This window comes from Mucilaginibacter sp. (assembly GCF_041663085.1).
Classification (GTDB): Bacteria; Bacteroidota; Bacteroidia; order Sphingobacteriales; family Sphingobacteriaceae; genus Mucilaginibacter.
The window spans coordinates 1-22,544 of record NZ_JBAZRC010000024.1 but is presented as its reverse complement, the minus strand read 5'-3'; the positions used below and the strand labels follow the sequence as shown (position 1 = coordinate 22,544).

22 protein-coding genes, 2 tRNA genes and 1 pseudogene are annotated in these 22,544 nt (G+C 42.6%); 9 read left to right on the top strand and 16 right to left on the bottom strand.

Going from position 1 to position 22,544, the window contains the following annotated elements; genetic code table 11:
* Nucleotides 1-48: 48 nt before the first annotated feature.
* Nucleotides 49-960 (bottom strand): Nif3-like dinuclear metal center hexameric protein, encoded by a 912-nt coding sequence (locus WC615_RS07480; RefSeq protein WP_372977486.1) that lies wholly within the window; start codon nt 958-960, stop codon nt 49-51.
* Nucleotides 961-1,056: 96 nt separating this feature from the next.
* On the opposite strand from WC615_RS07480, the gene WC615_RS07475 reads away from it, so the two are divergent.
* Nucleotides 1,057-1,557, top strand: a complete 501-nt coding sequence (locus tag WC615_RS07475) for a cupin domain-containing protein (protein ID WP_372977485.1) — start codon at nt 1,057-1,059, stop codon at nt 1,555-1,557.
* A 2-nt stretch (nt 1,558-1,559) separates the two neighbouring features.
* Here WC615_RS07475 and WC615_RS07470 read toward each other — a convergent pair whose 3' ends face one another.
* Together WC615_RS07470 and WC615_RS07465 are read right to left on the bottom strand one after the other, a co-directional pair.
* Nucleotides 1,560-1,796 (bottom strand): hypothetical protein, encoded by a 237-nt coding sequence (locus tag WC615_RS07470; protein ID WP_372977484.1) that lies wholly within the window; start codon nt 1,794-1,796, stop codon nt 1,560-1,562.
* Nucleotides 1,797-1,834: 38 nt separating this feature from the next.
* The gene (locus WC615_RS07465) at nt 1,835-2,374 is read right to left on the bottom strand and encodes a DUF1349 domain-containing protein (protein ID WP_372977483.1); all 540 of its coding nucleotides are present in this window, start codon (nt 2,372-2,374) and stop codon (nt 1,835-1,837) included.
* 264 nt (nt 2,375-2,638) lie between these two features.
* On the opposite strand from WC615_RS07465, the gene WC615_RS07460 reads away from it, so the two are divergent.
* The gene (locus WC615_RS07460; RefSeq protein WP_372977482.1) at nt 2,639-3,364 is read left to right on the top strand and encodes a DUF3667 domain-containing protein; all 726 of its coding nucleotides are present in this window, start codon (nt 2,639-2,641) and stop codon (nt 3,362-3,364) included.
* Between the two features lie 14 nt (nt 3,365-3,378).
* Here WC615_RS07460 and WC615_RS07455 read toward each other — a convergent pair whose 3' ends face one another.
* Nucleotides 3,379-3,939 carry a thioredoxin family protein gene (locus WC615_RS07455; protein WP_372977481.1) on the bottom strand — a complete coding sequence of 187 codons (561 nt, stop codon included), beginning with the start codon at nt 3,937-3,939 and terminating at the stop codon, nt 3,379-3,381.
* 185 nt (nt 3,940-4,124) lie between these two features.
* On the opposite strand from WC615_RS07455, the gene WC615_RS07450 reads away from it, so the two are divergent.
* Both WC615_RS07450 and WC615_RS07445 read left to right on the top strand, forming a co-directional pair.
* Nucleotides 4,125-4,874: an SDR family NAD(P)-dependent oxidoreductase gene (locus WC615_RS07450; RefSeq protein WP_372977480.1), complete on the top strand. Its 750-nt coding sequence runs from the start codon at nt 4,125-4,127 to the stop codon at nt 4,872-4,874.
* 67 nt (nt 4,875-4,941) lie between these two features.
* On the top strand, nt 4,942-5,523 hold the full coding sequence (locus tag WC615_RS07445) for a TetR/AcrR family transcriptional regulator (RefSeq protein WP_372977479.1): 582 nt from the start codon (nt 4,942-4,944) through the stop codon (nt 5,521-5,523).
* A gap of 13 nt (nt 5,524-5,536) precedes the next feature.
* Here WC615_RS07445 and WC615_RS07440 read toward each other — a convergent pair whose 3' ends face one another.
* Nucleotides 5,537-6,445 (bottom strand): hypothetical protein, encoded by a 909-nt coding sequence (locus tag WC615_RS07440; protein ID WP_372977478.1) that lies wholly within the window; start codon nt 6,443-6,445, stop codon nt 5,537-5,539.
* Nucleotides 6,446-6,637: 192 nt separating this feature from the next.
* On the opposite strand from WC615_RS07440, the gene WC615_RS07435 reads away from it, so the two are divergent.
* Nucleotides 6,638-7,429 carry a hypothetical protein gene (locus WC615_RS07435; RefSeq protein ID WP_372977477.1) on the top strand — a complete coding sequence of 264 codons (792 nt, stop codon included), beginning with the start codon at nt 6,638-6,640 and terminating at the stop codon, nt 7,427-7,429.
* On the opposite strand, the gene WC615_RS07430 is transcribed toward WC615_RS07435, so the two are convergent.
* The 3 genes from WC615_RS07430 to WC615_RS07420 form a co-directional block, all read right to left on the bottom strand.
* A complete protein-coding gene (locus tag WC615_RS07430) occupies nt 7,426-7,632 on the bottom strand; it encodes a hypothetical protein (protein ID WP_372977476.1) in 207 nt (68 codons plus the stop codon). The genes WC615_RS07435 and WC615_RS07430 overlap by 4 nt on opposite strands.
* Before the next feature lie 151 nt (nt 7,633-7,783).
* A complete protein-coding gene (locus tag WC615_RS07425; RefSeq protein ID WP_372977475.1) occupies nt 7,784-8,674 on the bottom strand; it encodes a helix-turn-helix domain-containing protein in 891 nt (296 codons plus the stop codon).
* Nucleotides 8,675-8,745: 71 nt separating this feature from the next.
* A complete protein-coding gene (locus WC615_RS07420; protein WP_372977474.1) occupies nt 8,746-9,564 on the bottom strand; it encodes an SDR family NAD(P)-dependent oxidoreductase in 819 nt (272 codons plus the stop codon).
* A gap of 461 nt (nt 9,565-10,025) precedes the next feature.
* Between WC615_RS07420 and WC615_RS07415 the strand changes: the two genes are divergently transcribed.
* Nucleotides 10,026-10,409: a hypothetical protein gene (locus tag WC615_RS07415; protein ID WP_372977473.1), complete on the top strand. Its 384-nt coding sequence runs from the start codon at nt 10,026-10,028 to the stop codon at nt 10,407-10,409.
* A gap of 145 nt (nt 10,410-10,554) precedes the next feature.
* Here WC615_RS07415 and WC615_RS07410 read toward each other — a convergent pair.
* The 3 genes from WC615_RS07410 to WC615_RS07400 all read right to left on the bottom strand — a co-directional run bounded on the left by WC615_RS07410 (nt 10,555) and on the right by WC615_RS07400 (nt 11,344).
* A tRNA-Leu gene (locus WC615_RS07410) sits at nt 10,555-10,639 on the bottom strand.
* A 50-nt stretch (nt 10,640-10,689) separates the two neighbouring features.
* Nucleotides 10,690-10,762: transfer RNA gene (locus WC615_RS07405), tRNA-Gly, on the bottom strand.
* A 99-nt stretch (nt 10,763-10,861) separates the two neighbouring features.
* Complete coding sequence (locus WC615_RS07400) at nt 10,862-11,344, bottom strand: regulatory protein RecX (protein WP_372977472.1); 483 nt, start codon at nt 11,342-11,344, stop codon at nt 10,862-10,864.
* 58 nt (nt 11,345-11,402) lie between these two features.
* Between WC615_RS07400 and WC615_RS07395 the strand changes: the two genes are divergently transcribed.
* The gene (locus WC615_RS07395; RefSeq protein WP_372977471.1) at nt 11,403-13,862 is read left to right on the top strand and encodes a bifunctional UDP-N-acetylmuramoyl-tripeptide:D-alanyl-D-alanine ligase/alanine racemase; all 2,460 of its coding nucleotides are present in this window, start codon (nt 11,403-11,405) and stop codon (nt 13,860-13,862) included.
* A gap of 92 nt (nt 13,863-13,954) precedes the next feature.
* On the top strand, nt 13,955-14,548 hold the full coding sequence (locus WC615_RS07390) for a DUF502 domain-containing protein (RefSeq protein ID WP_372977470.1): 594 nt from the start codon (nt 13,955-13,957) through the stop codon (nt 14,546-14,548).
* On the opposite strand, the gene WC615_RS07385 is transcribed toward WC615_RS07390, so the two are convergent.
* Nucleotides 14,540-15,796, bottom strand: a complete 1,257-nt coding sequence (locus tag WC615_RS07385) for a TCR/Tet family MFS transporter (RefSeq protein ID WP_372977469.1) — start codon at nt 15,794-15,796, stop codon at nt 14,540-14,542. The genes WC615_RS07390 and WC615_RS07385 overlap by 9 nt on opposite strands.
* Nucleotides 15,797-15,811: 15 nt before the next feature.
* Nucleotides 15,812-17,074 carry a TCR/Tet family MFS transporter gene (locus WC615_RS07380; RefSeq protein WP_372977468.1) on the bottom strand — a complete coding sequence of 421 codons (1,263 nt, stop codon included), beginning with the start codon at nt 17,072-17,074 and terminating at the stop codon, nt 15,812-15,814.
* Between the two features lie 105 nt (nt 17,075-17,179).
* On the opposite strand from WC615_RS07380, the gene WC615_RS07375 reads away from it, so the two are divergent.
* Nucleotides 17,180-19,135: a TlpA family protein disulfide reductase gene (locus tag WC615_RS07375; RefSeq protein ID WP_372977467.1), complete on the top strand. Its 1,956-nt coding sequence runs from the start codon at nt 17,180-17,182 to the stop codon at nt 19,133-19,135.
* A 71-nt stretch (nt 19,136-19,206) separates the two neighbouring features.
* On the opposite strand, the gene WC615_RS07370 is transcribed toward WC615_RS07375, so the two are convergent.
* The 3 genes and pseudogenes from WC615_RS07370 to WC615_RS07360 form a co-directional block, all read right to left on the bottom strand.
* Entirely contained in the window at nt 19,207-19,914 is a 708-nt protein-coding gene (locus WC615_RS07370; protein WP_191177248.1) for a TIGR00730 family Rossman fold protein, read from the bottom strand.
* 43 nt (nt 19,915-19,957) lie between these two features.
* The gene (locus WC615_RS07365; RefSeq protein ID WP_372977466.1) at nt 19,958-22,258 is read right to left on the bottom strand and encodes a family 20 glycosylhydrolase; all 2,301 of its coding nucleotides are present in this window, start codon (nt 22,256-22,258) and stop codon (nt 19,958-19,960) included.
* Nucleotides 22,255-22,544: pseudogene (locus WC615_RS07360) on the bottom strand (sodium:solute symporter); the annotation flags it as partial. The pseudogene WC615_RS07360 and the gene WC615_RS07365, both read right to left, overlap by 4 nt.

Sequence of the window (22,544 nt, the reverse complement as noted above, 5' to 3'; positions counted from 1 at the left end):
TTATCGCTGCAAAAAGCAATGAATTTAATTTTTTAAAGATACCGTAACTTAAACCCATGTAAACGGATCGCTGGTTCTGATATAACTAACCTTCACGCCATTTAATTTTGGTTGAAGCCAATCTACAAAGTATTCCATACCGGCTTGTTCACTCAGAGCGTGGCCCAATATTATTAAAGCCATGTTAGAGCCCATTGCCCGTGCGTCACGAATGTATTCGGCGGTTTCCCATTCAGAGAGCTCGCCAACAACTAATACATCAGGTTTATCGCTTTCGGCATAGCCAACCTGCCTTTGGCCGCCCCATGCACCAGGCAATAACGTAACGCGACTGCATTTTTGTTCGGGGTTGCCAATAATGCGCAGGTGCGCTATCCCCAGCGATGTTTTAAAATGCTGAACCAGCTGCTGTAACGTAACAGCAGGGATGGTGATGGTTGCCTCATCAGTTTTAAAATATGGCAACCAGTTTAGTTTTTTTACAGCTCCGTAGCTTATAGCATCAGGTTTTAGGGAGTGGATATAATCATGAAAACGCCATACGGTGATGTTATGTTTTTTGAGCAGTGCCTGTTTTTGTTTAACAACGGCGTTGTCTTTCACCCAATCGGGGTTATCAGTATGGTTATAAAAGGTGGGTTCGTGCGCAATAATAAAGTTTGCATTCAGCTTCACGGCCTGCTTTATTACGTCAACAGTGGCAAACATGGTAGTAACTATGCCGGTAACTACCTGGTCTGCCGAGCCTGATTTTAGCGTATCAACCGTATTGGGGATAGGCGAGAGGTTACCCTCCTTCATGATCAGATCAATAACCTGCTGAACGGTATATTGCTGTTGGGTTGATAATAACCCATCAGCAAGCGCAGGTTTGATGGAAAGTAAAGCTAATCCCCCGGCTGATATAGCCGAAGCGGTGATGAATTTTCTACGCGATAAGGTGTTGTTAGCTGGCTTCATAATTGGGGATAACTGTAATGCAATATATTAAATATGCCTGTTAGTTTATTATTGTTTTTTATAGAACAGTTACCGTAATTTTACGTTGCTAAATATATGGAAAATTCAAAAAACGTTTTAGTGGCAACCGGCCCGCAGGATGGTGATAACCTATCTGTAGCGGGCGGTATTTACCGCATACTGGTGAGTGGCAAACAAACCAATGGGGCGTTTGCGGTGATAGAAATGTCGGTACCTGCAGGTGGTGGGCCCGGGCCGCATGCACACGCTGGTTTCCAGGAATCGTTTTATGTGATAGAAGGAGAGGTGGAAGTGAAAACCGAAGAAACAACGTTCACGGCAACAAAAGGCGCTTTTGTAAATATCCCGTTGGGTGGTATGGTGCACTGTTTCAAAAACAAGTCGGCCAACCTGGCCAAATTACTTTGCACTGTTGTACCCGCCGGGCTCGAAGAAATGTTTATGGAAATTGGCAAGCCGGTAAAGGCAGGCGAGTTTATTGCCCCGCAACCTATGGACGAAGAGACCCTGAAGAAGTTTATAGCAATTGCCGAAAAACACGGGCAAAAGCTTTTCCCGCCCGATTATTTGGGATAAGATTATTCTGAATCTTCGTCTTCCGTCTCCCCGGTTTTTTCGGGTTTTATATTAGCCTTTAGCATTACACGCCCTTTTTTGGTTAGGCCGTAAGTTTCTTTTTTGCCTTTACCATCCGGTTTAAAAATATCTATCAGGGTGTATGATCTTAGCTTGGCCAGTTCGTCTTTAGTAAGGTTACCCGCCGCGCCTGTAGTGGCTATTTTGTGTAATGCGGTAATTATATCTTCGTGCTTCATAAAGTGCAAATGTAGGGATTTATAATCGCCGGTGAATGTTACTTTACTTCCTGTACTTTAAAATCCTCAAAAGTAACATCAAAGGGCTGTTTGCCCGGGGCGGCAGCTACCATACCTATCATTGCCTTTACATTTGGCGGGAAGTAAGCAAGGCGTAGCATATCGTATTTTACACCATCAAAAGAGTATTTGATCTCAACATAATCGCCTTTGCGCAGCAGCTTTAACCAAACAGATTTAGGGCTGTCATGCCTTGGCACTACCGACCAGTCGGACACCTCGCGTGTAACTACCGCGCTTACATTCTGTACCCCGTCTACATATTCAATACCGGTTTTTATCCAGTTTTTATTATCTATACGTACCATAAGGCCTGCCTGGTGGAACAGTTCCTGGTATGCACCGGTAATTTTTACGCTTGCCTCAAAGTTGCCTGCTTGTTCTGTATAATAGAATGGGCCGTTATCTCTTTTAAAACCATAATGTGTTACCTGCCAGTAATCGGTGCCAGGGTCAACGGTCATTTTTAAGGTGTTACCTTCAACGGCCGATTTAACCGGTTTACTATACCATTTCATAGATGTTAAGGATTGTGCAAATGTAGCTGAACAAAAAAGTGTGAATACAACAAGCAGGGCAGATCTTTTCATGTCCAAAGCTATCAATATTCTGAAAAATACAGCTAATAGGATAACAAAATCAAAATAGCCTATTTAGTTGGCGAGTAGTTAAAACAGAAAATATTCTCCCGGAAAGCCGAATAATCCATATCTTGGTTTGATTTTGAGTTGTAACTCATTTGCACCGAAGTCAAAACCTTATTAATATACTATATACACGTGTTGGATACTATTACCTGCAAAAATTGCACAAGCCCTGTTACAGATAAATATTGTTCGAATTGCGGCCATGCCAGATCATTAAAAAGGGTAGATGCGCATTACGTGTCGCACGAAATTCAGCACCTGCTACATTTCGAAAAAGGGATCTTATATACGGTTAAGGAACTACTGATCCACCCGGGAAGAAGCATCAGGGAGTTTATTACCGATAACCGCGAGCGCCTGGTAAAGCCCATTGTTTTTATCATTATTACTTCGCTCATCTATTCCTCCATCAATCATTTTTTCCATGTCGAAGAAGCGTATATAAATTATACAGGTCCAAAAAAATCTGCCATATTCCAAATCTTCGACTGGGTAGAAAGCCATTATGGGTATGCCAATATCATCATGGGGGTATTTATCGCTTTTTGGTTAAAGCTGTTTTTTAGAAAATATAACTATAACTTTTTTGAGATATTAATTCTGCTATGCTTTGTTATAGGCATGGAGATGCTCATCTTTTCCGTTTTCGCTGTTGTTGAAGCTTTGTTAAAGATCAAGCTGATGCAGATAGCAACTATTATCTGCATGGCCTATTGTACCTGGGCTATCGCCCAGTTTTTTAACGGCAAAAAGGTATCAGATTACGTAAAATCGTTTTTTGCCTACCTGCTGGGCCTACTTACATTTTCGGTAGCTGCTTTGCTGCTGGGCGTTTTGATTGATATGCTTATTAAACATTAAACCAACGCTGCTACTTAATTAAGAGGAGATAAAAGCGCAATCAACTCTTTTTGCAGGGTAACACCTTTATCTGCATTATACCATTGCTGCAGCGCTATCTTTTTTTGCCCCATATCAACATGGTCATTTAATAATCGGATGTACAAAGCCTGGCACTCTGCCGGCCGCGGGCCCCAAACCGCAAGGTCGTTATTGTTAGTATCCCTAATAATAAGTTTTGGGATCGACTTAGTTCCGTTGGTCAGGTACTCTTCTATCAGGAACGGCTCTTTATCCCTTTGCTGATAATCAACTTTAATCAATGGGTTTAATTCTGAGAGCCTATGCAAAAATGGGATGATATGTGCTGCATCGCCACACCACGGTTCGGTGATAATTGTCCAACGCTGCATTTCTCTGATGCTTTCAATAATGGTTCCCAGTTCTTCATTCAGTATGCCTGCTTTTAACCAGCGTTGTTGCCGCGACCAGTTTAACTTTGTGTAGTTCAGATAGTCGGGATCCTGGTAAGGAGCTGGTGGGTGCAAATCATTTAAAATTTGCTGAAAGATTTGCTGGTAGGCTATAAAATTCATGGAGCTATGCTTATTAAGTAATATTATGAAAATAAAGCCGGCATTCAATCCGGATTTATTAAGAGCGCATAATTTACCCAATTTGTCATCCTAAAATGATATTTTAAAATAACAGAACGCTCGTTCCGTTATTGCTATATATTTGCGGAACGATTATTCCAATTAATAAATAATTGCTCACAAAAATGAAAAAATTAGAAAACAAAGTAGCAGTAGTAACAGGCGCCTCTAAAGGTATTGGCGCGGGTATAGCAAAAAGCCTTGCAGCGGCAGGCGCATCGGTAGTAGTAAATTACTCGTCATCAAAAGAAGGTGCCGATAAGGTAGTTGAAGAGATTGTAGCAGCAGGCGGTAAAGCCATCGCGGTACAAGGCAGCGTGTCAAAACAAGCCGATGTTACCCGTTTGTTTGAAGAAACCACCAAAGCTTTTGGCCCTACAGATATCCTGGTAAATAACGCCGGTGTGTACGAGTTTGGCCAGATAGAGCAGATAACCGAAGAACATTTTCACAAACAGTTTGATACCAACGTACTTGGGTTATTGTTAACCACACAAGCTGCCGTAGCAAACTTCAACACAAATGGTGGCAGTATCATCAATATAGGGTCGGTAGTAAGTGCTATTACCCCGGTAGGCAGTGCTGTTTACACCGCAACCAAAGGCGCGGTTGATGCTATTACCCACGTATTGGCAAAAGAGCTTGGCCCTAAAAACATCAGGGTAAACTCTATTAACCCGGGTATGGTTGAAACCGAAGGTACGCATGCTGCAGGTTTTATCGGCAGCGACTTCCACCACGAAGCTGTTAAAACCACACCATTGGGCAGGATCGGTCAGCCGGAAGATATCGCGCTGATAGCAGTTTTCCTGGCCTCAGAAGATTCGCGCTGGTTAACAAACGAAACCCTGCTTGCAGGTGGCGGTGTAAGATAATACCTGCTTTTAATAAATATATTTAAATGAATAGCTTTGCTTAATTTTAAGCAAAGCTATTCCTGTTATGGCAAGAACGAAAGATTTTGATGAAAACGAAGTGCTGGCTAAGGCGGTTAACCTTTTTTGGCTAAAGGGTTATAATGCTACCTCCATGCAGGACCTTGTAGACGAGCTCGGCATCAGCCGATCCAGCTTATATGATACCTATGGGGATAAACACAGCTTGTTTATAAAAGCGCTGGAGAGCTACCAGTGCACCAATACCGGTAAGTTTGTACAGATCATTGAAGGCAATACATCTGCGAAAGAAACCATCAAAGCCCTGCTTGATTTTGTTGTTAGCAACCTGCTGAACGATAAAAGCCAGAAAGGCTGCTTCATCGTAAACGCGGAAGTAGAGGTGGCCCTGCATGATAAAGAAGTGAGCGAGATGATCCAAAAGAACGATCAGGCGGTAGAAGATTCGTTTTTCCGGGTGATTGAAAAAGGGCAGGAGAGAGGCGAGATTGCCAAAACACAAAACGCGCGCGCCCTGGCCCGGTTCCTGTTTAATACGGTGAAGGGTATCCAGGTAACCGCGAAATCAACAACCGAGCGGGCGGTTTTTGACGATATTATTAATTCGGCGTTGTTGGTGTTGGGGTAGAGCTGTGTTATTTTCAGTCTTTATCTTTTAACTTACTCCAACTCCATGACGCAGTTTTTGATTGCCTGGTAGCCACATACCCTTTTGGCATTCGTGATAGTAATAATATTGATTTATCCAATTTGACTATTGACGATAACTTAACTTTTCTCGCAGCAGTTTCCCGTGTATAAGTTCTGTTATTACTATAAAAAAGCCATGACCCATCTTTAGAATGATTCACATTTGTTATCTCATCTTTATTATCCAAAACATACTTGGTAGCGAATACAGTTATCGTATCCGATATCCTAAATGATTTAGGAATAAAGTTTGATTGTTTTTGAACAGGTAGCTTACGTTTTCTTACAGGTGTGGGCACAACTTTGCAACAATTGCCATCTTTATCAAGTCGCTTATTAGGAGGAAGATATAAACCGTTTAGTTTTATGTCTTCACTTTTAGCAAGTGTATTGTCTGGCTTTATTTTTCCATTCCGTATCTCGTAATACGCAGTAGGTATATAATACATTGAATCTTGAGTAGGGTATGCCTCTGTTAAATCCCGTCCGCCAAATTCCAGAAATCCATCCTTGTCATAATCTTTAATCTCTGATAGAATTGCATTTTTACCCGGTGTAGCTTTTGTTGGCGTGATCCTAAAAACGATTAATTTATCGCGATTGGGATTATCTGCCATTCCTAAAAACAGGAATACAGAGCCATGATCTTCAATTAAACTGTTGTATTTACTTTTGTAAATGATGTCATCTGAGTACTTAATGTTATGTATCAACTTCTCGTCGTAAAAGATATGGCCTTTGTATACTTTGATAATATGCGCGGTAGCAGATCTAAAACGTAAAGTGTTTTTTACCGGCGATTGAAAAGCGGAAAGACTTGTAATAATTATCAGTAAAACAAAAAAGTATTTATATCTCATAGTGTTGGTTCGGCAGTTAAATATAATAATAAATAAATATTGTAAATTCTCGTCCTTGTTGGTGAGCCATCAACAAGGACGAAGATTACATTCCACATGTCTTATCATATAATTCGTCATTCATTCCAGAAATAACCCTAATTTTAATGCAATGAAGTCTGTTACCAATTTATAATCTAATAGGTTTAATACATGAAACGATCTGTTTTACTACTGTTGTTATTTATCTCTTTGTCAGGCTACTCGCAAAGCACCATTAATAACTATAAATATGTAGTAGTGCCCGAAAAATTTACACAGTTTAAAGATGCTTATCAGGATATGCTAAAAAGCCTGACCAAAGGACTTTTGGAGTATAAAGGATTTACAGTTTATCTTGAAAATGCCGACATGCCATCTGAAGTAGCCAACAATAAATGCCAAACGCTAAGCGCGGACCTGTTGGAAAAAAGCGGGATGCTCACCACCGAAATTACACTTGTACTAAAAGATTGCAAAGGTAATGTTGTTTATAAAAGCAATGCCGGCAAAAGCCGCGAGAAGGATTATAAAACAGCCTATAATATAGCTTTAAGAGATGCTTTTACATCTGTTACCTACACCTATAGCGGGCCGGCTGCTGAGGCAGCGCAGCCAACTGTTACAGCGGCAACAACGCCCGAAAAAGAAACAGCGGTAACCCCAGTCGTGCAAGCATCTGTAAAACCATCGGCGGCAGCTCCAATAACGCCGGTACAATCAACCGAAACGGTAACCAGCCGCCCGGCAGGGACATTGGATGCCCGGGCAATTGCCAATGGTTATCAATTAATTGATACTACCCAAAAAATAGTTTTAACCCTCCTGAAAACCTCCGCAGAAAACTATTATATAGCCAGTAATGCAGATACCAGCGGTATCGTACTTAAAAAGGGCAAAGATTGGTTTTTTGAATACTACAAGAATGGCAAGCTTGTTTCTGAAAAACTATTGGTTAAGTTTTAATTGTTTGGCCCTTGTTGGTGTTTCCTCTCTTTAAGGCCTTTTATTATAATATAAATGGAGGCTATAAACACAATCATGTAAACAATTGCCAAGCCGGTTTTCTCAAATTTTAAAGTTTCAAAATCGAATTGCTTATACAATGCCACACCTACAATAATCGCTATGATACTAAAAGTAAACAGCGGTGCCTTATTCTTTTCCATATTTTAATGTTTGATGCTTTATGATGAAGTCATTTAATGTTCCTAAAAAAACATACCGCTTCCATTACAAAGCATAAAAATATAAGAATTTCAAAAAATTGAAGCCGTAATTTGTAAAAGAATTTTGAGAGCCTGTTAGCTGTTTGCCAAATTAGTTAACCAAACCCTTTTTAAACTGATTGGGGCTTAAGCCTGTTTCCTTTTTAAAAAGCCTCGAAAAATAGGGAAGGTTTTCAAAACCGAGCTCGTAGGCTATTTCTGAAACCCGCTGATCATCGCTTTTAAGGCGGTTTTTGGCCTCATTAACCAGATAAATATGGATCAGTTCTATAGCGGTTTTGCCGGTTTCCTGTTTAAGCATGTCGCTCAGGTAACGTGGTGATAGGTTTAGCTGCGATGCCATTACATTTACACTGGGTAAGCCCTGCGTAACCAGTAAACCATTGGCAAAATAAGCAGCCAGGGCATCATTAAATTTCGATACCGTTTTGCCCGACAGCTGGGTACGGTTTATAAACTGGCGCTTATAAAAGCGTTGCGAGTATTTCAGCATCGAATCGATATGCGTGAGCATAATATCGCGGCTGTACTCGTCGGTATTGTTGTGGTATTCTGCTTCTAACTTGTGGTAAAGGTCCCACATAATTTGCTCCTCGGATGGCGAAAGGTGCAGGGCTTCGTTGGCTTCGTAATCAAAAAAAGCGTATTTGTTCATCTCGGTATGCAGGATGTGGCCATTCAAAAAATCCTCATGTATAAATATGATGAACGCATCTTCCTCAAACTCCACGCTCTGAAATTCAATAACCTGGCGTGGTTTGATGAACATCATGCTGCCGTTATCGTGGTCGTACTCCGTACGGCCATACATAATCTGGCCCGACTTCAGTTTCTTAAACCCGATCATATAAAAATCTGACGTAAACTCCCTGTCGCCGAGGCTGCAGGTGTGTGTACACCTGTATAGACTAAACAACGGGTTTTCCGGCATTGGGAAACCGTTGGCACGGTGCATATCCGCTAAGTTTTTATAGTGTTGCATGGTTATATAAGTTACACAAATCTACGCCGTAATACGGCGTAGATCAGTCAAAACAATATCATTTAAACAGGTTATTTACCGTGTGCCGCAGATGCAACCTCGTTCCAGTTCTCCCCTTCGGCAAAACGGCCTTCGTAAGTTTGTTTTACCCAGGGGTAAGCCACTTTACCAAGGAATAAACGCAGGGGAGGGGTTTCACTGTCTATCAGTTTCAGCACCGCAGGGGTTGTAGCCTCCGGCACACCGAAAATATCATCCGTTAACCCGGCCTGGAAAGCCGCCCGTACGGCATCATACTCGGGCATAGCAACTGTTTGTGCAGACGATGCGCCGGCCCATTCGGTTGCAAAACCATTAGGCTCTATCAATGAAATGTTAATGCCAAAGCCTTTTACTTCGGTAGCTAATGTTTCGCTCAAACCTTCTACCGCAAATTTAGAGGCATTGTATAAGCCCAGTACCGGTAAAGTAACCAAACCTAACACGCTTGATACCTGGATAATGTGGCCGTGTCCCTGTTGGCGCATTACAGGCAATACCGCCTGTGTAAGCCATAGCAAACCAAAAAAGTTGGTTTCCATCTGTTCGCGTGCTTCTTTTTCGTTAGTTTCTTCAACGCTGCCAAACAGGCCATAACCCGCGTTGTTGATTAGCACATCAATACTGCCGAAGTGCTCCTTAGCTTGTTGGATAGCTGCGATATCGGCGGCGCGGTCGTTAACATCCAGCTGTAACGGTAAAATATTATCGCCGTATTTGCTCACCAGGTCGTTAAGGGTGCTCAGGTCGCGTGCTGTTGCTACTACTTTATCGCCGCGTTGCAAAAGTGCCTCGGCCCATAGTTTACCGAAACCACGTGAGGCGCCGGTAATAAAAATTGTTTTTGCCATTGTTGTTGTTTTAAAATGTTAAGGCAAAGTTATATGAGCCGGCGCCGGGCAGTTTATACAGAAGTGGGTAAGATTGATACATTTTACCGAGTTAACCGCTCACTGCACAATATACCCTTGTTTTGTCGCATATACACCCTACGCATAATTGCCTTATTACGCAGATTTGTATCATAACAAAACCAATTTCTAATAAACTGTAACAGGAGGAAAAACGGTATAAAACAAAAAGCCCGATACGGACATGTATCGGGCTTTAGTACTCAAAGCCGCAGTCCCCACGAACCATTTTTTGGATGATCTTAAACGAATAGCCACTCTATTTGATGACTGAGGCCGATTGGAAATATCTAACCCGTTTTGATTGAACCATAAAATGGGATCGAATCAATTTTAAAAAACATTGGAATCAAAAAAAGTGCATATTTTAGATGTTAGGAACAATTAAAAAGACAGTTATAATGGAATTCAATTTTATAGCAGGTGACCAATTTAGTATTGGCACTTTAGATGACCTGGAAAAATTCATTGCTATCTATCCAGATTTTCAAACTGTAATGTTGGCCGATGAAAATGAACTTACATTGCTGTTGAAATTAATGGGAATGCCAGAATTTGTTAGCCAAAACCTAAATAATAGTGATTTTAGTAAATTTTGGGACTTGTCCGGGTTTAAGTTACCGGAATTAGATAATCAACAATTTGACAAATTTTATGAGAACTGGATTCAGAAATCGCATAGGGAAAATAACATGGATGAATATGGGAACCTGATTTTTCTACAGGGACTAAGTACGAAATGGAATAAACTTAAATATAGATTGATAGTCAAGAGTAATATTTAACTTATCGATCGTTGATATTTCCAACACAACACGCACCCTATTTAAAATCTCCAGGCATTTAGCCTATGGTAAGTGTTATCACCGCACAATTCAAATTTAACTCATAAAAAAAGTAGCCAATAAAATTGGCTACTTGTCATAATTGTACTCAGAGCGGGAATCGAACCCGCACTCCTTTAACGGGAACAGGATTTTAAGTCCTGCGTGTCTACCAGTTCCACCATCTGAGCAGGTGATTAACCTTTTAACAAAAATCCCTCCGGGTTAATGAAGGGATTTGAGCGAAAGACGAGATTCGAACTCGCGACCCCGACCTTGGCAAGGTCGTGCTCTACCAACTGAGCTACTTTCGCGTTGGTATTTCCTGCTTAGCATTACTGCGTTTGCGGGAGTGCAAATATAGACAGAAATGAATGTTCTGCAAGGAAAAATTAAACTTTTTTTTAAGTTTTTTATAACTCGCTGTTTTTCAAAACCTCTGCGGCAAGCTCGGGTTCAAAACCACGGCTTAAAGCATACTGTTGCAGTTTATACCTGCGTTTGTAAGGGTCTTTTTCGGTTAATGTGGCTTTCTTTTTCTCAATTAAACGGGTTAGGGCGCCCATGTAGTCGCTGGCATCAATGGTTAAAAGCGCTTTTTTAATCAGCACCGGCGACACATTTTTTAATTTTAGCCCTTGCTTTATCTTGATGCGGCCCCAGGCTTTCTGGCTAAACTTGCCTTTTACATAGGCTTTGGCAAAGCGTTCCTCGTTAAGGTAATTCTCGCCGATCAGCCTCGTGATGATGTTTTCTACGGCGTCTGTCCACAGTCCCCATTCGTATAGTTTATTTCGCACTTCCTGCTGCGACCGTTCCTGGTAGGCACAGTAGTGTTCGGCTTTAGCCATAGCAACGTTTATATCGGTAATTTTTACTTTTTTAGGGGTATCCATCAAAACCAAAATTCGTTAAAAATTCTTCTATTCATAGAAATATAAGCAAATTCGTGTCATGCAACATTCTTACGCTATTAGTGATATAAAACAGGTTATAAATGCAGGTGGTAATATAGTTGATGATACCATCATAAACACCCTGCTTACCGATAGCCGCCGTATAAATAATCCCGCAGGTTCGTTGTTTTTTGCATTAGATGGCCGGCGGGACGGCCACGAATTTATTGCCGATGCTTATACCGCAGGTGTGCGCAATTTTGTGGTAAACCATAGGCCCGATACCATTATGCCCGATGCCAATTTCCTGGTAGTGGCCGATGTATTGGCAGCTTTGCAAACTTTGGCTGCACATCATCGCAAACGGTTTAATTTGGATGTTATAGGCATTACCGGCAGTAATGGCAAAACCATTGTAAAAGAGTGGTTGTACCAGTTAATGAGTCCTGAAAAAAGCATTGCACGTAACCCTAAAAGTTATAATTCGCAAATAGGGGTACCTGTTTCTGTTTGGCAGATAAACGAAACGCATAACCTTGGCATATTTGAGGCGGGTATCTCTACCACCGGCGAAATGGATAAGCTGGAAGCCGTTATACAACCTACTATAGGGGTGCTTACCCATATTGGTACTGCGCACGATGAAGGCTTTGAATCGCCCGGGGAAAAACTATCTGAAAAGCTAAAGTTGTTTAAAAACTGCAAGCAGCTTATCTATAACTACGAAGCGCTGATAGATCATAAAGACGAACTAAAAACCCGTGAGTGCTTCTCCTGGAGCCGCAAGTTTAACCAGGTAGATCTGTATGTGTTCAGCGAAACTACCATATCCGGCAAGTATTACATGCGCGCCATGTATAAGGAAAAGGAGATTGAATGCCTTTTACCGTACCGGGATGAAGCATCCATAGAAAACGCCATCGTTTGCTGGGCAACCATGCTGGCCATGGGTTATAGTCCGGTGGATGCCGACGACCGGATTGAGCGCCTCGCCGCTGTAAGTATGCGCTTGGAACTTAAACATGGAATTAACGATTGTTCTATTATTGATGATTCCTATAATTCCGATATCCAGTCGCTTGAAATTGCGTTGAACTTTTTGAACCAACAAAACCAGCACCAAAAGAAAACGCTGATCCTTTCGGATATCTATCAGTCCGGCTTGCAGCGGGATGCTTTGTATAAACAGGTGGCCCAACTGGTAACCACCAAACATGTCGACCGCTTTATTGGTGTAGGTACATCTTTACAGGAGTACTCATCGTTATTTAACCTGCCCCAAACGCATTTTTATGCCGACACAGCTGCCTTATTGAAAGACCTGGGCAAACTGCACCTGCAGGAGGAAACCATCCTGATCAAAGGCTCGCGCAGCTTTGAGTTTGAAAAGATAAGCCGCGCACTGGTGCAAAAGGCGCATGAAACTGTTTTAGAGATAAACCTGAATACGCTGCTCAGCAACCTTAACTTTTATAAAGGCCGCTTAAAACCCGGTGTTAAAATAATGGCGATGGTAAAGGCTTTCTCGTACGGCAGCGGCACTTTCGAGGTAGCCAATATGTTGCAATACAACAAAGTTGATTACCTGGCGGTTGCCTATACCGATGAAGGCGTGGAGTTGCGCGAGAACGGGATTAGCATGCCCATAATGGTGCTTAACCCCGAGCCTGAATCGTATGATAAGCTGGTAGCTAATAAGTTAGAGCCTGCTATTTATAGTTTTAGTTTATTGGATGAATTTGTAAGATTTGCGCAGGACGAGGATATTATCAATTATCCGGTACACATTAAAATAGATAGCGGTATGCACCGCGTAGGTTTTGAAGCCTTTGAGGTGGAGACCCTGTGCGACCTGCTGGAGATCAATCAATACATACGTGTACAGTCGGTTTACTCGCATCTGGTAGCCAGTGATGCCGAGCAGCACGATATGTTTACCATGCAGCAGATCAAGATCTTTGAAACGGCCTACAAGCAGATAGAAGATGCTTTGGGGTACACGGTTATTAAACATATCAGCAATACATCGGGCATTACGCGCTGGCCAAACGCGCAGTATGATATGGTTAGGCTGGGTATTGGCCTGTATGGTGTTGACGCCGCCGTACCGCGCGAAGAAAGCGGCTTGCAACCGGTAGCTACGTTAAAAACTACTATATCGCAGGTTAAAAAAGTAGCCGCAAATGAAACCATTAGCTATAACCGCAACGGCAGCCTTAAAACTGATGGTAAAATAGCCACCGTGCGTATTGGTTATGCCGATGGCTATCTGCGTGCTTTTGGTAACGGTGTTGGCCGCATGCTGGTTAACGGCACGCTTGTGCCTACGGTTGGCAACATTACCATGGATATGTGTATGATTGATGTAAGCAACGTGGAAGTGAAAGAAGGCGACGAGGTTATTGTGTTTAATGAGCAGCAACGCATTGAGGAACTTGCCCTGCAAATAGGTACCATCCCTTATGAAATATTAACAAATATTTCGCAAAGGGTAAAAAGAGTGTACTTTTACGAATAAATGTGCAGATATGCAGATTTTGGATGTGCAGATTTAAGATGGATATGCCAATCACTAAGTCACTCATTCACTAAATCACTAATTATTTTCGGATGAAGAGAATATTCGGCGCCCTGCTTAATTACTTTATTAAAGGCCTTTTGATCGTGGTGCCGCTTGGCGCGGCTTTCTTCCTGATGTTCTGGATCGTATCGCGGATTGATACTTCACTTAACCTGAGCAGCGAGATGTTGGTTGACAGCCAGGGTAAACCGCTTTATATTCCCGGTTTGGGTATTTTAAATGTAATTGTGATCATCCTGATAGCGGGGATACTGGTTACCAACGTTATTACCGATCCTATTAAAAAATGGTTTGCCCGCTGGCTAAACCGCCTGCCGCTCTTCAAATTCCTGTATTCATCCATAAAAGACCTTACCGAAGCTTTTGTAGGCGAGGAGAAGAAGTTTAACGAGCCTGTTTTAGTTGAAGTAAACGAATTTGGGTTGAAGAAAATAGGTTTCCTGGTTCAAAAGGATATGAAGTCGATCGATCTGCCTGGGGAAGTTGCCGTATATTTCCCCATGTCGTACTCGTTTGCGGGGCAGGTGGTTATTGTATCTGCAGATAAAGTAAAACCTATCAACCGCAACGCTGCTGATGTGATGAAGTTTGTGATATCCGGCGGGGTTAGCGGCTTACATTAAAGTAGCCTCGGGCAGTTTATGCGAATCGTCTTTTTTCTTAAAGCTTCTTATTGTTAAAATAACACTGATCAGCATCAGTATAGCACCCAGCAAAAATGGCGCCCCCGGGAAATATACTGAAGCTCCTTTTATGGTGAAATGATGGAATAAGGTGGTCATCATCAGTGGGCCAATAATAGTTGTTAGGCTCACCAGGCTGGCAAGTGCGCCTTGCAGTTCGCCTTGCTCATTGGCAGGTACATTATCAGATATAAAGCCCTGTAGCGCGGTGCCGCCTATACCACCCAGGCAATAGGGGATCATGTAAACATACATCAGCCATCCTACATTGTTAAATGCGATAAGTACAAGCCCTATACCGTAAAAAGCTATGCCTGCCAGTATGTTTTTCCGCAAGCCAAACTTGGGGATCGTCCAGCGGACAAAGCCGCCCTGTATGCCCGCTATAAGCAGGCCTATAAAGATCCCCAGCGCCCCGATGCTTTGTGTTGTCCACTGGAATTTTTCTATCACATAAAAAGGCAATACACCTTCCACCGCTTTCTGGCCAATATAAACTACCGTATATGCGGTTATCAGTGTGCTTATGGCTAACGAATATTTCCTCAATCGTAATAATGAGCCCACCGGGTTTGCGCGTTTCCACTCAAACCTGCGCCTGTTTCTTATCGCCAATGATTCGGGCAGTACAAAAAAGCCATATAAGGCGTTCAGTAAAGCAAGCCCTGCGGCTACAATAAACGGCAGCCTTATCCATATCGCGCCTAAAAAACCACCAAGGCCAATACCTAAAATAAAGCCCAGGCCCGTTGCTGCACCTATCAGGCCGAAGTTGGCAGCCCTTTTTTCGCCGGTACTTACATCGGCTATGTAGGCCGTTGCTGTTGTGGTGCTGGCGCCGGCAATGCCAGCTATAAGCCGTCCTACAAAAAGCCAGGCAATGGTAGGGGCAAAGGCCATAAAAAGGTAATCGATACCGAACCCAAAAAGCGAGAAAAGCAACACAGGCCTGCGCCCTATCAGATCGCTCAGGTTACCCAATACCGGGGCAAACAAAAACTGCATGGATGCGTAGGTGAAGGTGAGGTAACCGCTATATTGGCTGGCCATACTGATATCAACATGGCCAAGTTCTTCCAATAATTTGGGCAGGATAGGGATAATAACACCCAAACCCAGTACATCAATAAATATGGTGACGAAAATAAATCCTAAAGCGGCTTTGCCATGTTGGGCGGGTTTAATCATATAAAGTATGGGCTGTTAATGCGAACCGCTGTTATAAGATGTTTTATCAACTGATTGTTTCTCTTTTTTAAAACTACGTACGGCAAGTATCGCGCCAATTAACATTAATCCCGATGCTACAAAGTATGGCGCACCGGGCAGGTGGATAGCGGTTTTGGTACTCGTGAAATAATAAAATACATACGTCATAAACCATGGGCCGAATATGGAGCTAAGGCTCATTAAGCTGGTTAGGCCGCCTTGCAGTTCGCCCTGTTCATTTTTGGGTACCTCGTTGGTCATCACACCTTGCAGGGCAGGGCCGCAAATACCGCCCAAGGCATAAGGGATCATGAAGGCGAACATCATCCAGCTTTTGTTAGCCAGGCCAAAAAGCAGCATGCCTATGGCGTATAAAACCAAGCCAATCCAGATGCTGCGGTTTTGCCCAAGTTTAGGTATAACTATCCTGATCAGGCCACCCTGAACGATGGCTATCATCAAACCAATAAAGCCTAACGAATAACCAACAATGTCTTCAGTCCATTTAAATTTCTCCATGGTGTAGAAAGTCCATACGCTTTGTACGGCGTGGCCGGCAAAGTAAACGATGAACAGACAAGCAGCCAGGCCAATTACAGCCGGGTATTTTTTTAATTGGATCAGAGAACCCATTGGGTTGGCGCGTTTCCAGTCAAAATCGCGACGGTGTTCTTTGTCTAACGATTCGGGCAATATGAAAAAACCATAGGCAGCATTTAACAGTGCCAGTGCGGCTGCAGCATAAAAGGGGTAATGCGTATCCATTTTACCCAGTATACCGCCTATTACTGGGCCTATGATGAAACCAAGGCCAAATGCAACGCCTATCATTCCAAAATTCTGGGCGCGTTTTTCGGGTTCGCTCACATCGGCTATATAGGCCGATGCCGTGGTAAAGCTTGCGCCGGTAATACCCGCTATAATACGGCCAACAAACAGCCAGCCTATGGTAGGCGCAAACGCCAGGAAAAGATAATCGATACCAAACCCTAAAAGCGAGAATAGCAGTACCGGCCTGCGGCCATATTTATCGCTAAGGTTTCCCACCAGCGGCGAAAACAGGAATTGCATAACGGCATAAGCTACCAGCAACAAGCCCGAATACTTGGATGCCTGGCTGATATTGCCATGTATAAGCGTTTCTATCAGCTTAGGGAAAACAGGAATAATGATGGCTAAACCTATAACATCAATAAGCAGCGTAATAAATATAAAGCTCAGGGCAGCCTTCTTTTTGGGTTGGGTAAGCGCGTCCATTGCCGTAAATAAACAACTATTATTTTAAATATCTCTATTAATTACCATATAATGTTTGGAAACAATGTAACTAAATTCTTACATTGACTAAAAAAATAGTTCACCATGAAAACACTTAACCTACTTATCACACTACCTTGTGCTTTGATGCTGCAAAGTGCTATTGGGCAAACAGCAGATCATCTTAAACTATCTGATGAAACACCCTCGGTGGGGCAGAAGATAAGCTTTACTTATAACCCTGTGGGAACGCCGCTTGATGGGAAGCAGGATATTAAAGCAACAATTTACTTTTTAGATAATAAGCGTAATAACGCTGTAGATGCTGACCTGAAAAAAGATGGAGCAAACCTGGCAGGAGAGTTTGTTGTACCAGCCGATACCAAAAGCTTATTTTTTAAAATAAATAGCGGCGAAGCTATAGATGATAATGTTGAAAAGGGATATGTATACCTGGTATATGGCACTAATGATAAACCGGTTGCAGGTGCTTATGCTATGAAAGCCTACACAATAGGGAGTGGTATGGGCGCTTACTTTAGCAAGTTAAAAACCGATGCACCGGTAGCTATTGATCTGTACAAAAAAGAATTTGAATTATACCCGCAAAGCGAGCTGGATTATGGCTTAAATTATGTAGGCCTGATAGCTGCATCGAAAGATGCCGCCAGCCAGCAATTGGTAAAAGATAAAATTGCTGCGTGGACAAAAAGCGGTAAAGAAAAAGAAATGATGATGGCATCTGGTTTATACGCGCGGCTTAGGAAACAAAGCTCTGCTGATTCATTGAACTCAATTATTGTTGCTAAATTCCCTAATGGCGAGGCCGCGCAAAATGCTGCGGGCATGGCCATCAACAAAGAAAAAAACGCGGCTAAAAAAGAAGAACTTTATCGTGCTTACCTGGCCAAATATCCGGAGAAGAACGAGAAGGCTACTATTCAGGATAATTTCCGGGTGCAAATAGCATCAGCTTATCTTAATGCCGGTAACATTGCAAAGTATAATGAATGGGCTGCACAGCTAAAAAACAAATCGCAATTAGCAATAGTTTTAAATAGCGTTGCCTGGAAGTGGGCCGAGAAAGGGGAGCGCCTTGATGAAGCAGCGGTACTGTCAAAACAATCATTAGATATTTTGGACGAGCAGTTAAAAACGGGCGCCGATGGCATGTTTATGACTGCCAGGCAAATTAATGAGAATAACCGTACTACATACAGAAATAACGCTGATACCTACGCCTTTATCATGTATAAACTGGGTAAATTCCCGGAGGCGTTAAAATATCAAAGTGAGGTTTATAACGGTATGACTTACCAGGATGCAGAAATAAACGAGCATTACGCGATGATATTGAACGCCAGTGGCCAATATGCAAAAACAAAGGAAGTGGCCGAAAAATCTATCGTTGCGGGTAAAAGTTCGGAGGGGTTAAAAGCTCAATTGGCTACGGCTTATGCTAAAGTAAAAGGGAGCGATGCCGGTTATGCTGAATACATTGCCGGGCTGGATAAGCAAAAAACAGCGCTGGCTAGGGCTAAGCTGGTGAAGGATATGATCAATACACCTGCACCGGCTTTCGCGTTGAAAGATTTTGACGGTAAAGAGGTATCACTGGCAAGCCTTAAGGGTAAAGTTGTTGTGGTAGATTTTTGGGCTACCTGGTGTGGCCCGTGTATAGCATCATTCCCGGGGATGCAATTGGCTGTCAATAAATACAAGGACAATCCGAATGTGAAATTCCTTTTTTTAGACACATTTGAAAACGGAGATAACTATGTGCCGGGAGTTAAAAAATTTATAGCAGATAAAAAGTATAGTTTCCAGGTATTGTTAGATGATAAAGCCGCTGATGGCAGGCAAGGGAAAGTTGCGGGCTTATTTAATGTAGATGCTATACCAACTAAATTTATCATTGATAAAAATGGTAATACCAGGTTTAGATATACAGGTTATTCAGGCTCGGCAGAAGCAGTGCTTGACGAAGTAACCAACATGGTTGAGATGGCTGCCGACCCTGATGCGGTTGCCAATGCGTCAAAAGTATCGGAGAGTAAATAATATTTATTTACCTAAACTAAAAAGGCGGTTCAATAAAATTGAGCCGCCTTTTTTTATGTTGATAGAACCCGTTAAAAGTTGGGTTTCAATACATATTTATCGTAGAAACGGAAGATGTGCTCTGCGGCTTCTTCGGCGGTATCAACCACGCGGTACAGGTTTAAATCGTCCGGGCTGATGTTATGCTCATTAGCCAGCATTTTCTCTTCTACCCATTTAAACAGGCCTCCCCAATAATCAACCCCAACAAAAACGATAGGGAAGCGTGCAATTTTACCGGTTTGGATCAGCGTTATGGCCTCAAATGATTCGTCCATGGTACCAAAACCACCCGGCAGGATGATGAAGCCCTGTGAGTACTTCATGAACATTACCTTGCGGATAAAGAAGTAATCAAACTCCAGGATCTTATCCCTATCAATATACTTATTGTGGAACTGCTCAAAAGGCAGCTCGATATTTAAACCTACGGATTTACCACCGGCTTCGTAAGCGCCTTTGTTGGCAGCCTCCATAATACCCGGCCCACCGCCCGATATTACACCATAGCCACGTTCGGTAAGCAGGCGGGCGGTATTCTCGGCCAGTTTGTAATACTTGTTATCGTTATGCGTACGTGCCGACCCGAAGATGGATACGCAGGGGCCAATTTTGGCCAGTTTCTCGAAGCCGTCAACAAATTCGGCCATTATTTTAAAGATCTGCCAGGAATCGGTTACTTTTATTTCCTGCCAGTTTTTGTTCTCAAATGCTTGTCTTATCTTTTCTTCACCAGTCATGTTATTACAAAAAATTTAAATATGATGCTTAGTAGCTTTTATGTTATTGGTTATGTTTAAACCATGATTCAGGGACATCAGCCCGTTCATTTCCGTTTATACTATATTGTAGTTTAAGTGTATATCCTCCGCCTCCTTCAACAAAATCTAAAGCAAATGGTTGCAAACCTTTTTTTAGGGCAACCTGGCCGCTTTTTTCCATTGGTGAGTGCATGCCGTCGTTATTAACTGTTTCGCGGTTGGCCACGTTCAATATCCCGCTATCATCACAGGTTAGGTAAAATGTATAAACGCCATCCTGCGGTACATCAATATAACCTCTGTATTTTACAGCGAACGAGGGTGCCTTAACCGATGCCGGTACCGAAATGGTTTGCGTAACGAAGGCACTATCGGCAGCGCCCTGTGTTATGCCCGAGGCGCCTTTAAAAAAGCCTTTATAATAAGTTGCTGTTAACCCGGGGGCAACGCCTGCCACAGTTACAGGCTCTGCCGGTTTTTGCTGCACGTACTTTACTGTATAAATATCGCCGCGTTTACCACTTGGGGTAAATGCAGCCAGTTTTATAGTTTGAGGATGGTTCACCACATAATTACGTAACAGCGGCGAATTTTGGCCGGGCAAATCGCCATTGGTAGTGTATCTGATGGCAGATGTACTTAACGGCGAATTCACTTTCACAGTATCTGAGGTGATAAAAACCCGTGTGTCCAGTACTCCTTCAAGATCTGGCTGCCTGTAATTTATGTTCAGTGCTTCTAACCGGCTGTATTGCTGAACAAGGCGTTGGGTATAGCTTTTATAATAGTCTTGTTTATTCGTCCAAAGTAATTCGGCCAGGGCGGTCATGCGTGGCATATACATATAATCGGCACGTTTTTCGGATGGGATGTATTCTGTCCATATATTGGCCTGGGCGCCAATAATGAGCTTAGCCTGTTCTGCAGTTAAGTTTTGGGGCACCGGGTTAAAATGATAGATGTTAGAAATGGAATTTTTATCGGCCGGGTTATCAAAGTACAATGGTGTGCCAGGTGTCATGATAACCTGGTTGCCGTTTCGTGCCGCTTTAACCGGGGCATCAGGCACCCAGCTGCGCCAATACATGATCATCGCTGTCGAACTTATTTTGCCCTCAAGCACTTCGTCCCAACCGATGAGTTTGCGGCCTTTTGAGTTGAAAAACTTCTCCATCCGGTCTATAAAGTAATTTTGCAGATCGGGCAAGTTGGTTATGCCTTCGCGCTTCATCAGTTCCTTGCAGGCTTCAGATTTGCCCCAGTCACGGCGGTCAACCTCATCACCACCAATATGGATATATTTTGAAGGGAAGATTTCCATGATCTCGGTATATACATTTTTGGCAAACTCAAAGGTGGTTTCGTTACATGGGCATATTGGCGTTGAAAATAGCTCGCCCCATTTATTCTGGCTGTCGCAGGTTAAATAGGGGTAGGCGTTAATGGCAGCCATCATGTGGCCGGGCATATCTATTTCAGGGATAATATCAATATGGCGGTTGGCCGCATAGGCAACAAGGTCTTTTAATTGTTTCTGTGTATAAAAACCGCCGTAAAGCGTTTTTCCGTTTTTTTGTATGATGTGTTGCTGATCGATATTAAAATCGGGGTTATTAGCAGCCCTTTTCATACATGCCGAATCCTGGTTGTTGAATGTTCGCCAGGCGCCTTGTTCAGTTAATTTAGGATATTTCTTTATTTCAACACGCCAGCCCTGGTCGTCGGTAAGGTGCAGGTGAAACTTGTTCATTTTGTAAAGGGCCATTACATCAATAAACTTTTTGAGATAGCTTATCGAAAAAAAGTGTCTTGATACGTCCAGGTGCATACCCCGCCACGCATAGGCAGGCTGGTCATCAATATTTACCGATGGCAGGCTTACCTGTGCCTTTTTTTGCCCTGTTTCAACAGAAACCGGTAACAATTGCCTGATGGTTTCAACTGCGTGGAACGCGCCGGCAGATGTACCGGCGGTAATAATAATGTGTTTCGTTGTAATATTAAGGCGGTATGCTTCAGGGTTTTTTATAGAACCATCATAAACAAACTGTACTGTATTTGTTGGATGTGGTTTTCCCTGTATTAGCGTACGCCCGGTTCCTGCTTTTACGAGTTTATTAAGCTGTGCAGCTTCATTTACAAACCTGGGGGGAGCAATAAGGGTGGTTTGTGCATTGATCACAAAGTAACCCTCGCCCGGTGTAAGGGTTGACGGATAGGGGATGATGTTTAAATTTTTATAATACTCTTGCGCGTTAGTATTTGTGCAGTAACATAAAAAAAGAACGAATAACAATAGTTTAGAAGTGACTATTTTAGTCATGACAAAGAAGGATTAGCTTTTACAGTTTTAATTTTGGGTGACGAACAGATCCAAAGGCCGGCAAAGGTAATTAATCCGTTTACAATGATAAGCTCATTGTCGAAAACGTACCCGCCCAGCAGCACTTTCGATTCGGTGCTCAGGAAATAGCATACCGCGGGCGATATTAAACAGATAAAAGGCACCAGTTTATCTTTCACTTGCCTGTAGCTCACAAACAGGCCAAAACTGTATAAGCCCAGCAAAGGCCCGTAGGTATATGATGCTACCTTAAATATGGCCGTTA

Excerpts from the sequence above, each read along its gene's own strand:
- WC615_RS07480 (WP_372977486.1), bottom strand. The coding sequence starts at position 960 with ATGAAGCCAGCTAACAACACCTTATCGCGTAGAAAATTCATCACCGCT.
- WC615_RS07475 (WP_372977485.1), top strand. The coding sequence starts at position 1,057 with ATGGAAAATTCAAAAAACGTTTTAGTGGCAACCGGCCCGCAGGATGGT.
- WC615_RS07470 (WP_372977484.1), bottom strand. The coding sequence starts at position 1,796 with ATGAAGCACGAAGATATAATTACCGCATTACACAAAATAGCCACTACA.
- WC615_RS07465 (WP_372977483.1), bottom strand. The coding sequence starts at position 2,374 with ATGAAATGGTATAGTAAACCGGTTAAATCGGCCGTTGAAGGTAACACC.
- WC615_RS07455 (WP_372977481.1), bottom strand. The coding sequence starts at position 3,939 with ATGAATTTTATAGCCTACCAGCAAATCTTTCAGCAAATTTTAAATGAT.
- WC615_RS07450 (WP_372977480.1), top strand. The coding sequence starts at position 4,125 with ATGAAAAAATTAGAAAACAAAGTAGCAGTAGTAACAGGCGCCTCTAAA.
- WC615_RS07445 (WP_372977479.1), top strand. The coding sequence starts at position 4,942 with ATGGCAAGAACGAAAGATTTTGATGAAAACGAAGTGCTGGCTAAGGCG.
- WC615_RS07440 (WP_372977478.1), bottom strand. The coding sequence starts at position 6,445 with ATGAGATATAAATACTTTTTTGTTTTACTGATAATTATTACAAGTCTT.
- WC615_RS07435 (WP_372977477.1), top strand. The coding sequence starts at position 6,638 with ATGAAACGATCTGTTTTACTACTGTTGTTATTTATCTCTTTGTCAGGC.
- WC615_RS07430 (WP_372977476.1), bottom strand. The coding sequence starts at position 7,632 with ATGGAAAAGAATAAGGCACCGCTGTTTACTTTTAGTATCATAGCGATT.
- WC615_RS07425 (WP_372977475.1), bottom strand. The coding sequence starts at position 8,674 with ATGCAACACTATAAAAACTTAGCGGATATGCACCGTGCCAACGGTTTC.
- WC615_RS07420 (WP_372977474.1), bottom strand. The coding sequence starts at position 9,564 with ATGGCAAAAACAATTTTTATTACCGGCGCCTCACGTGGTTTCGGTAAA.
- WC615_RS07415 (WP_372977473.1), top strand. The coding sequence starts at position 10,026 with ATGGAATTCAATTTTATAGCAGGTGACCAATTTAGTATTGGCACTTTA.
- WC615_RS07400 (WP_372977472.1), bottom strand. The coding sequence starts at position 11,344 with ATGGATACCCCTAAAAAAGTAAAAATTACCGATATAAACGTTGCTATG.
- WC615_RS07395 (WP_372977471.1), top strand. The coding sequence starts at position 11,403 with ATGCAACATTCTTACGCTATTAGTGATATAAAACAGGTTATAAATGCA.
- WC615_RS07390 (WP_372977470.1), top strand. The coding sequence starts at position 13,955 with ATGAAGAGAATATTCGGCGCCCTGCTTAATTACTTTATTAAAGGCCTT.
- WC615_RS07385 (WP_372977469.1), bottom strand. The coding sequence starts at position 15,796 with ATGATTAAACCCGCCCAACATGGCAAAGCCGCTTTAGGATTTATTTTC.
- WC615_RS07380 (WP_372977468.1), bottom strand. The coding sequence starts at position 17,074 with ATGGACGCGCTTACCCAACCCAAAAAGAAGGCTGCCCTGAGCTTTATA.
- WC615_RS07375 (WP_372977467.1), top strand. The coding sequence starts at position 17,180 with ATGAAAACACTTAACCTACTTATCACACTACCTTGTGCTTTGATGCTG.
- WC615_RS07370 (WP_191177248.1), bottom strand. The coding sequence starts at position 19,914 with ATGACTGGTGAAGAAAAGATAAGACAAGCATTTGAGAACAAAAACTGG.
- WC615_RS07365 (WP_372977466.1), bottom strand. The coding sequence starts at position 22,258 with ATGACTAAAATAGTCACTTCTAAACTATTGTTATTCGTTCTTTTTTTA.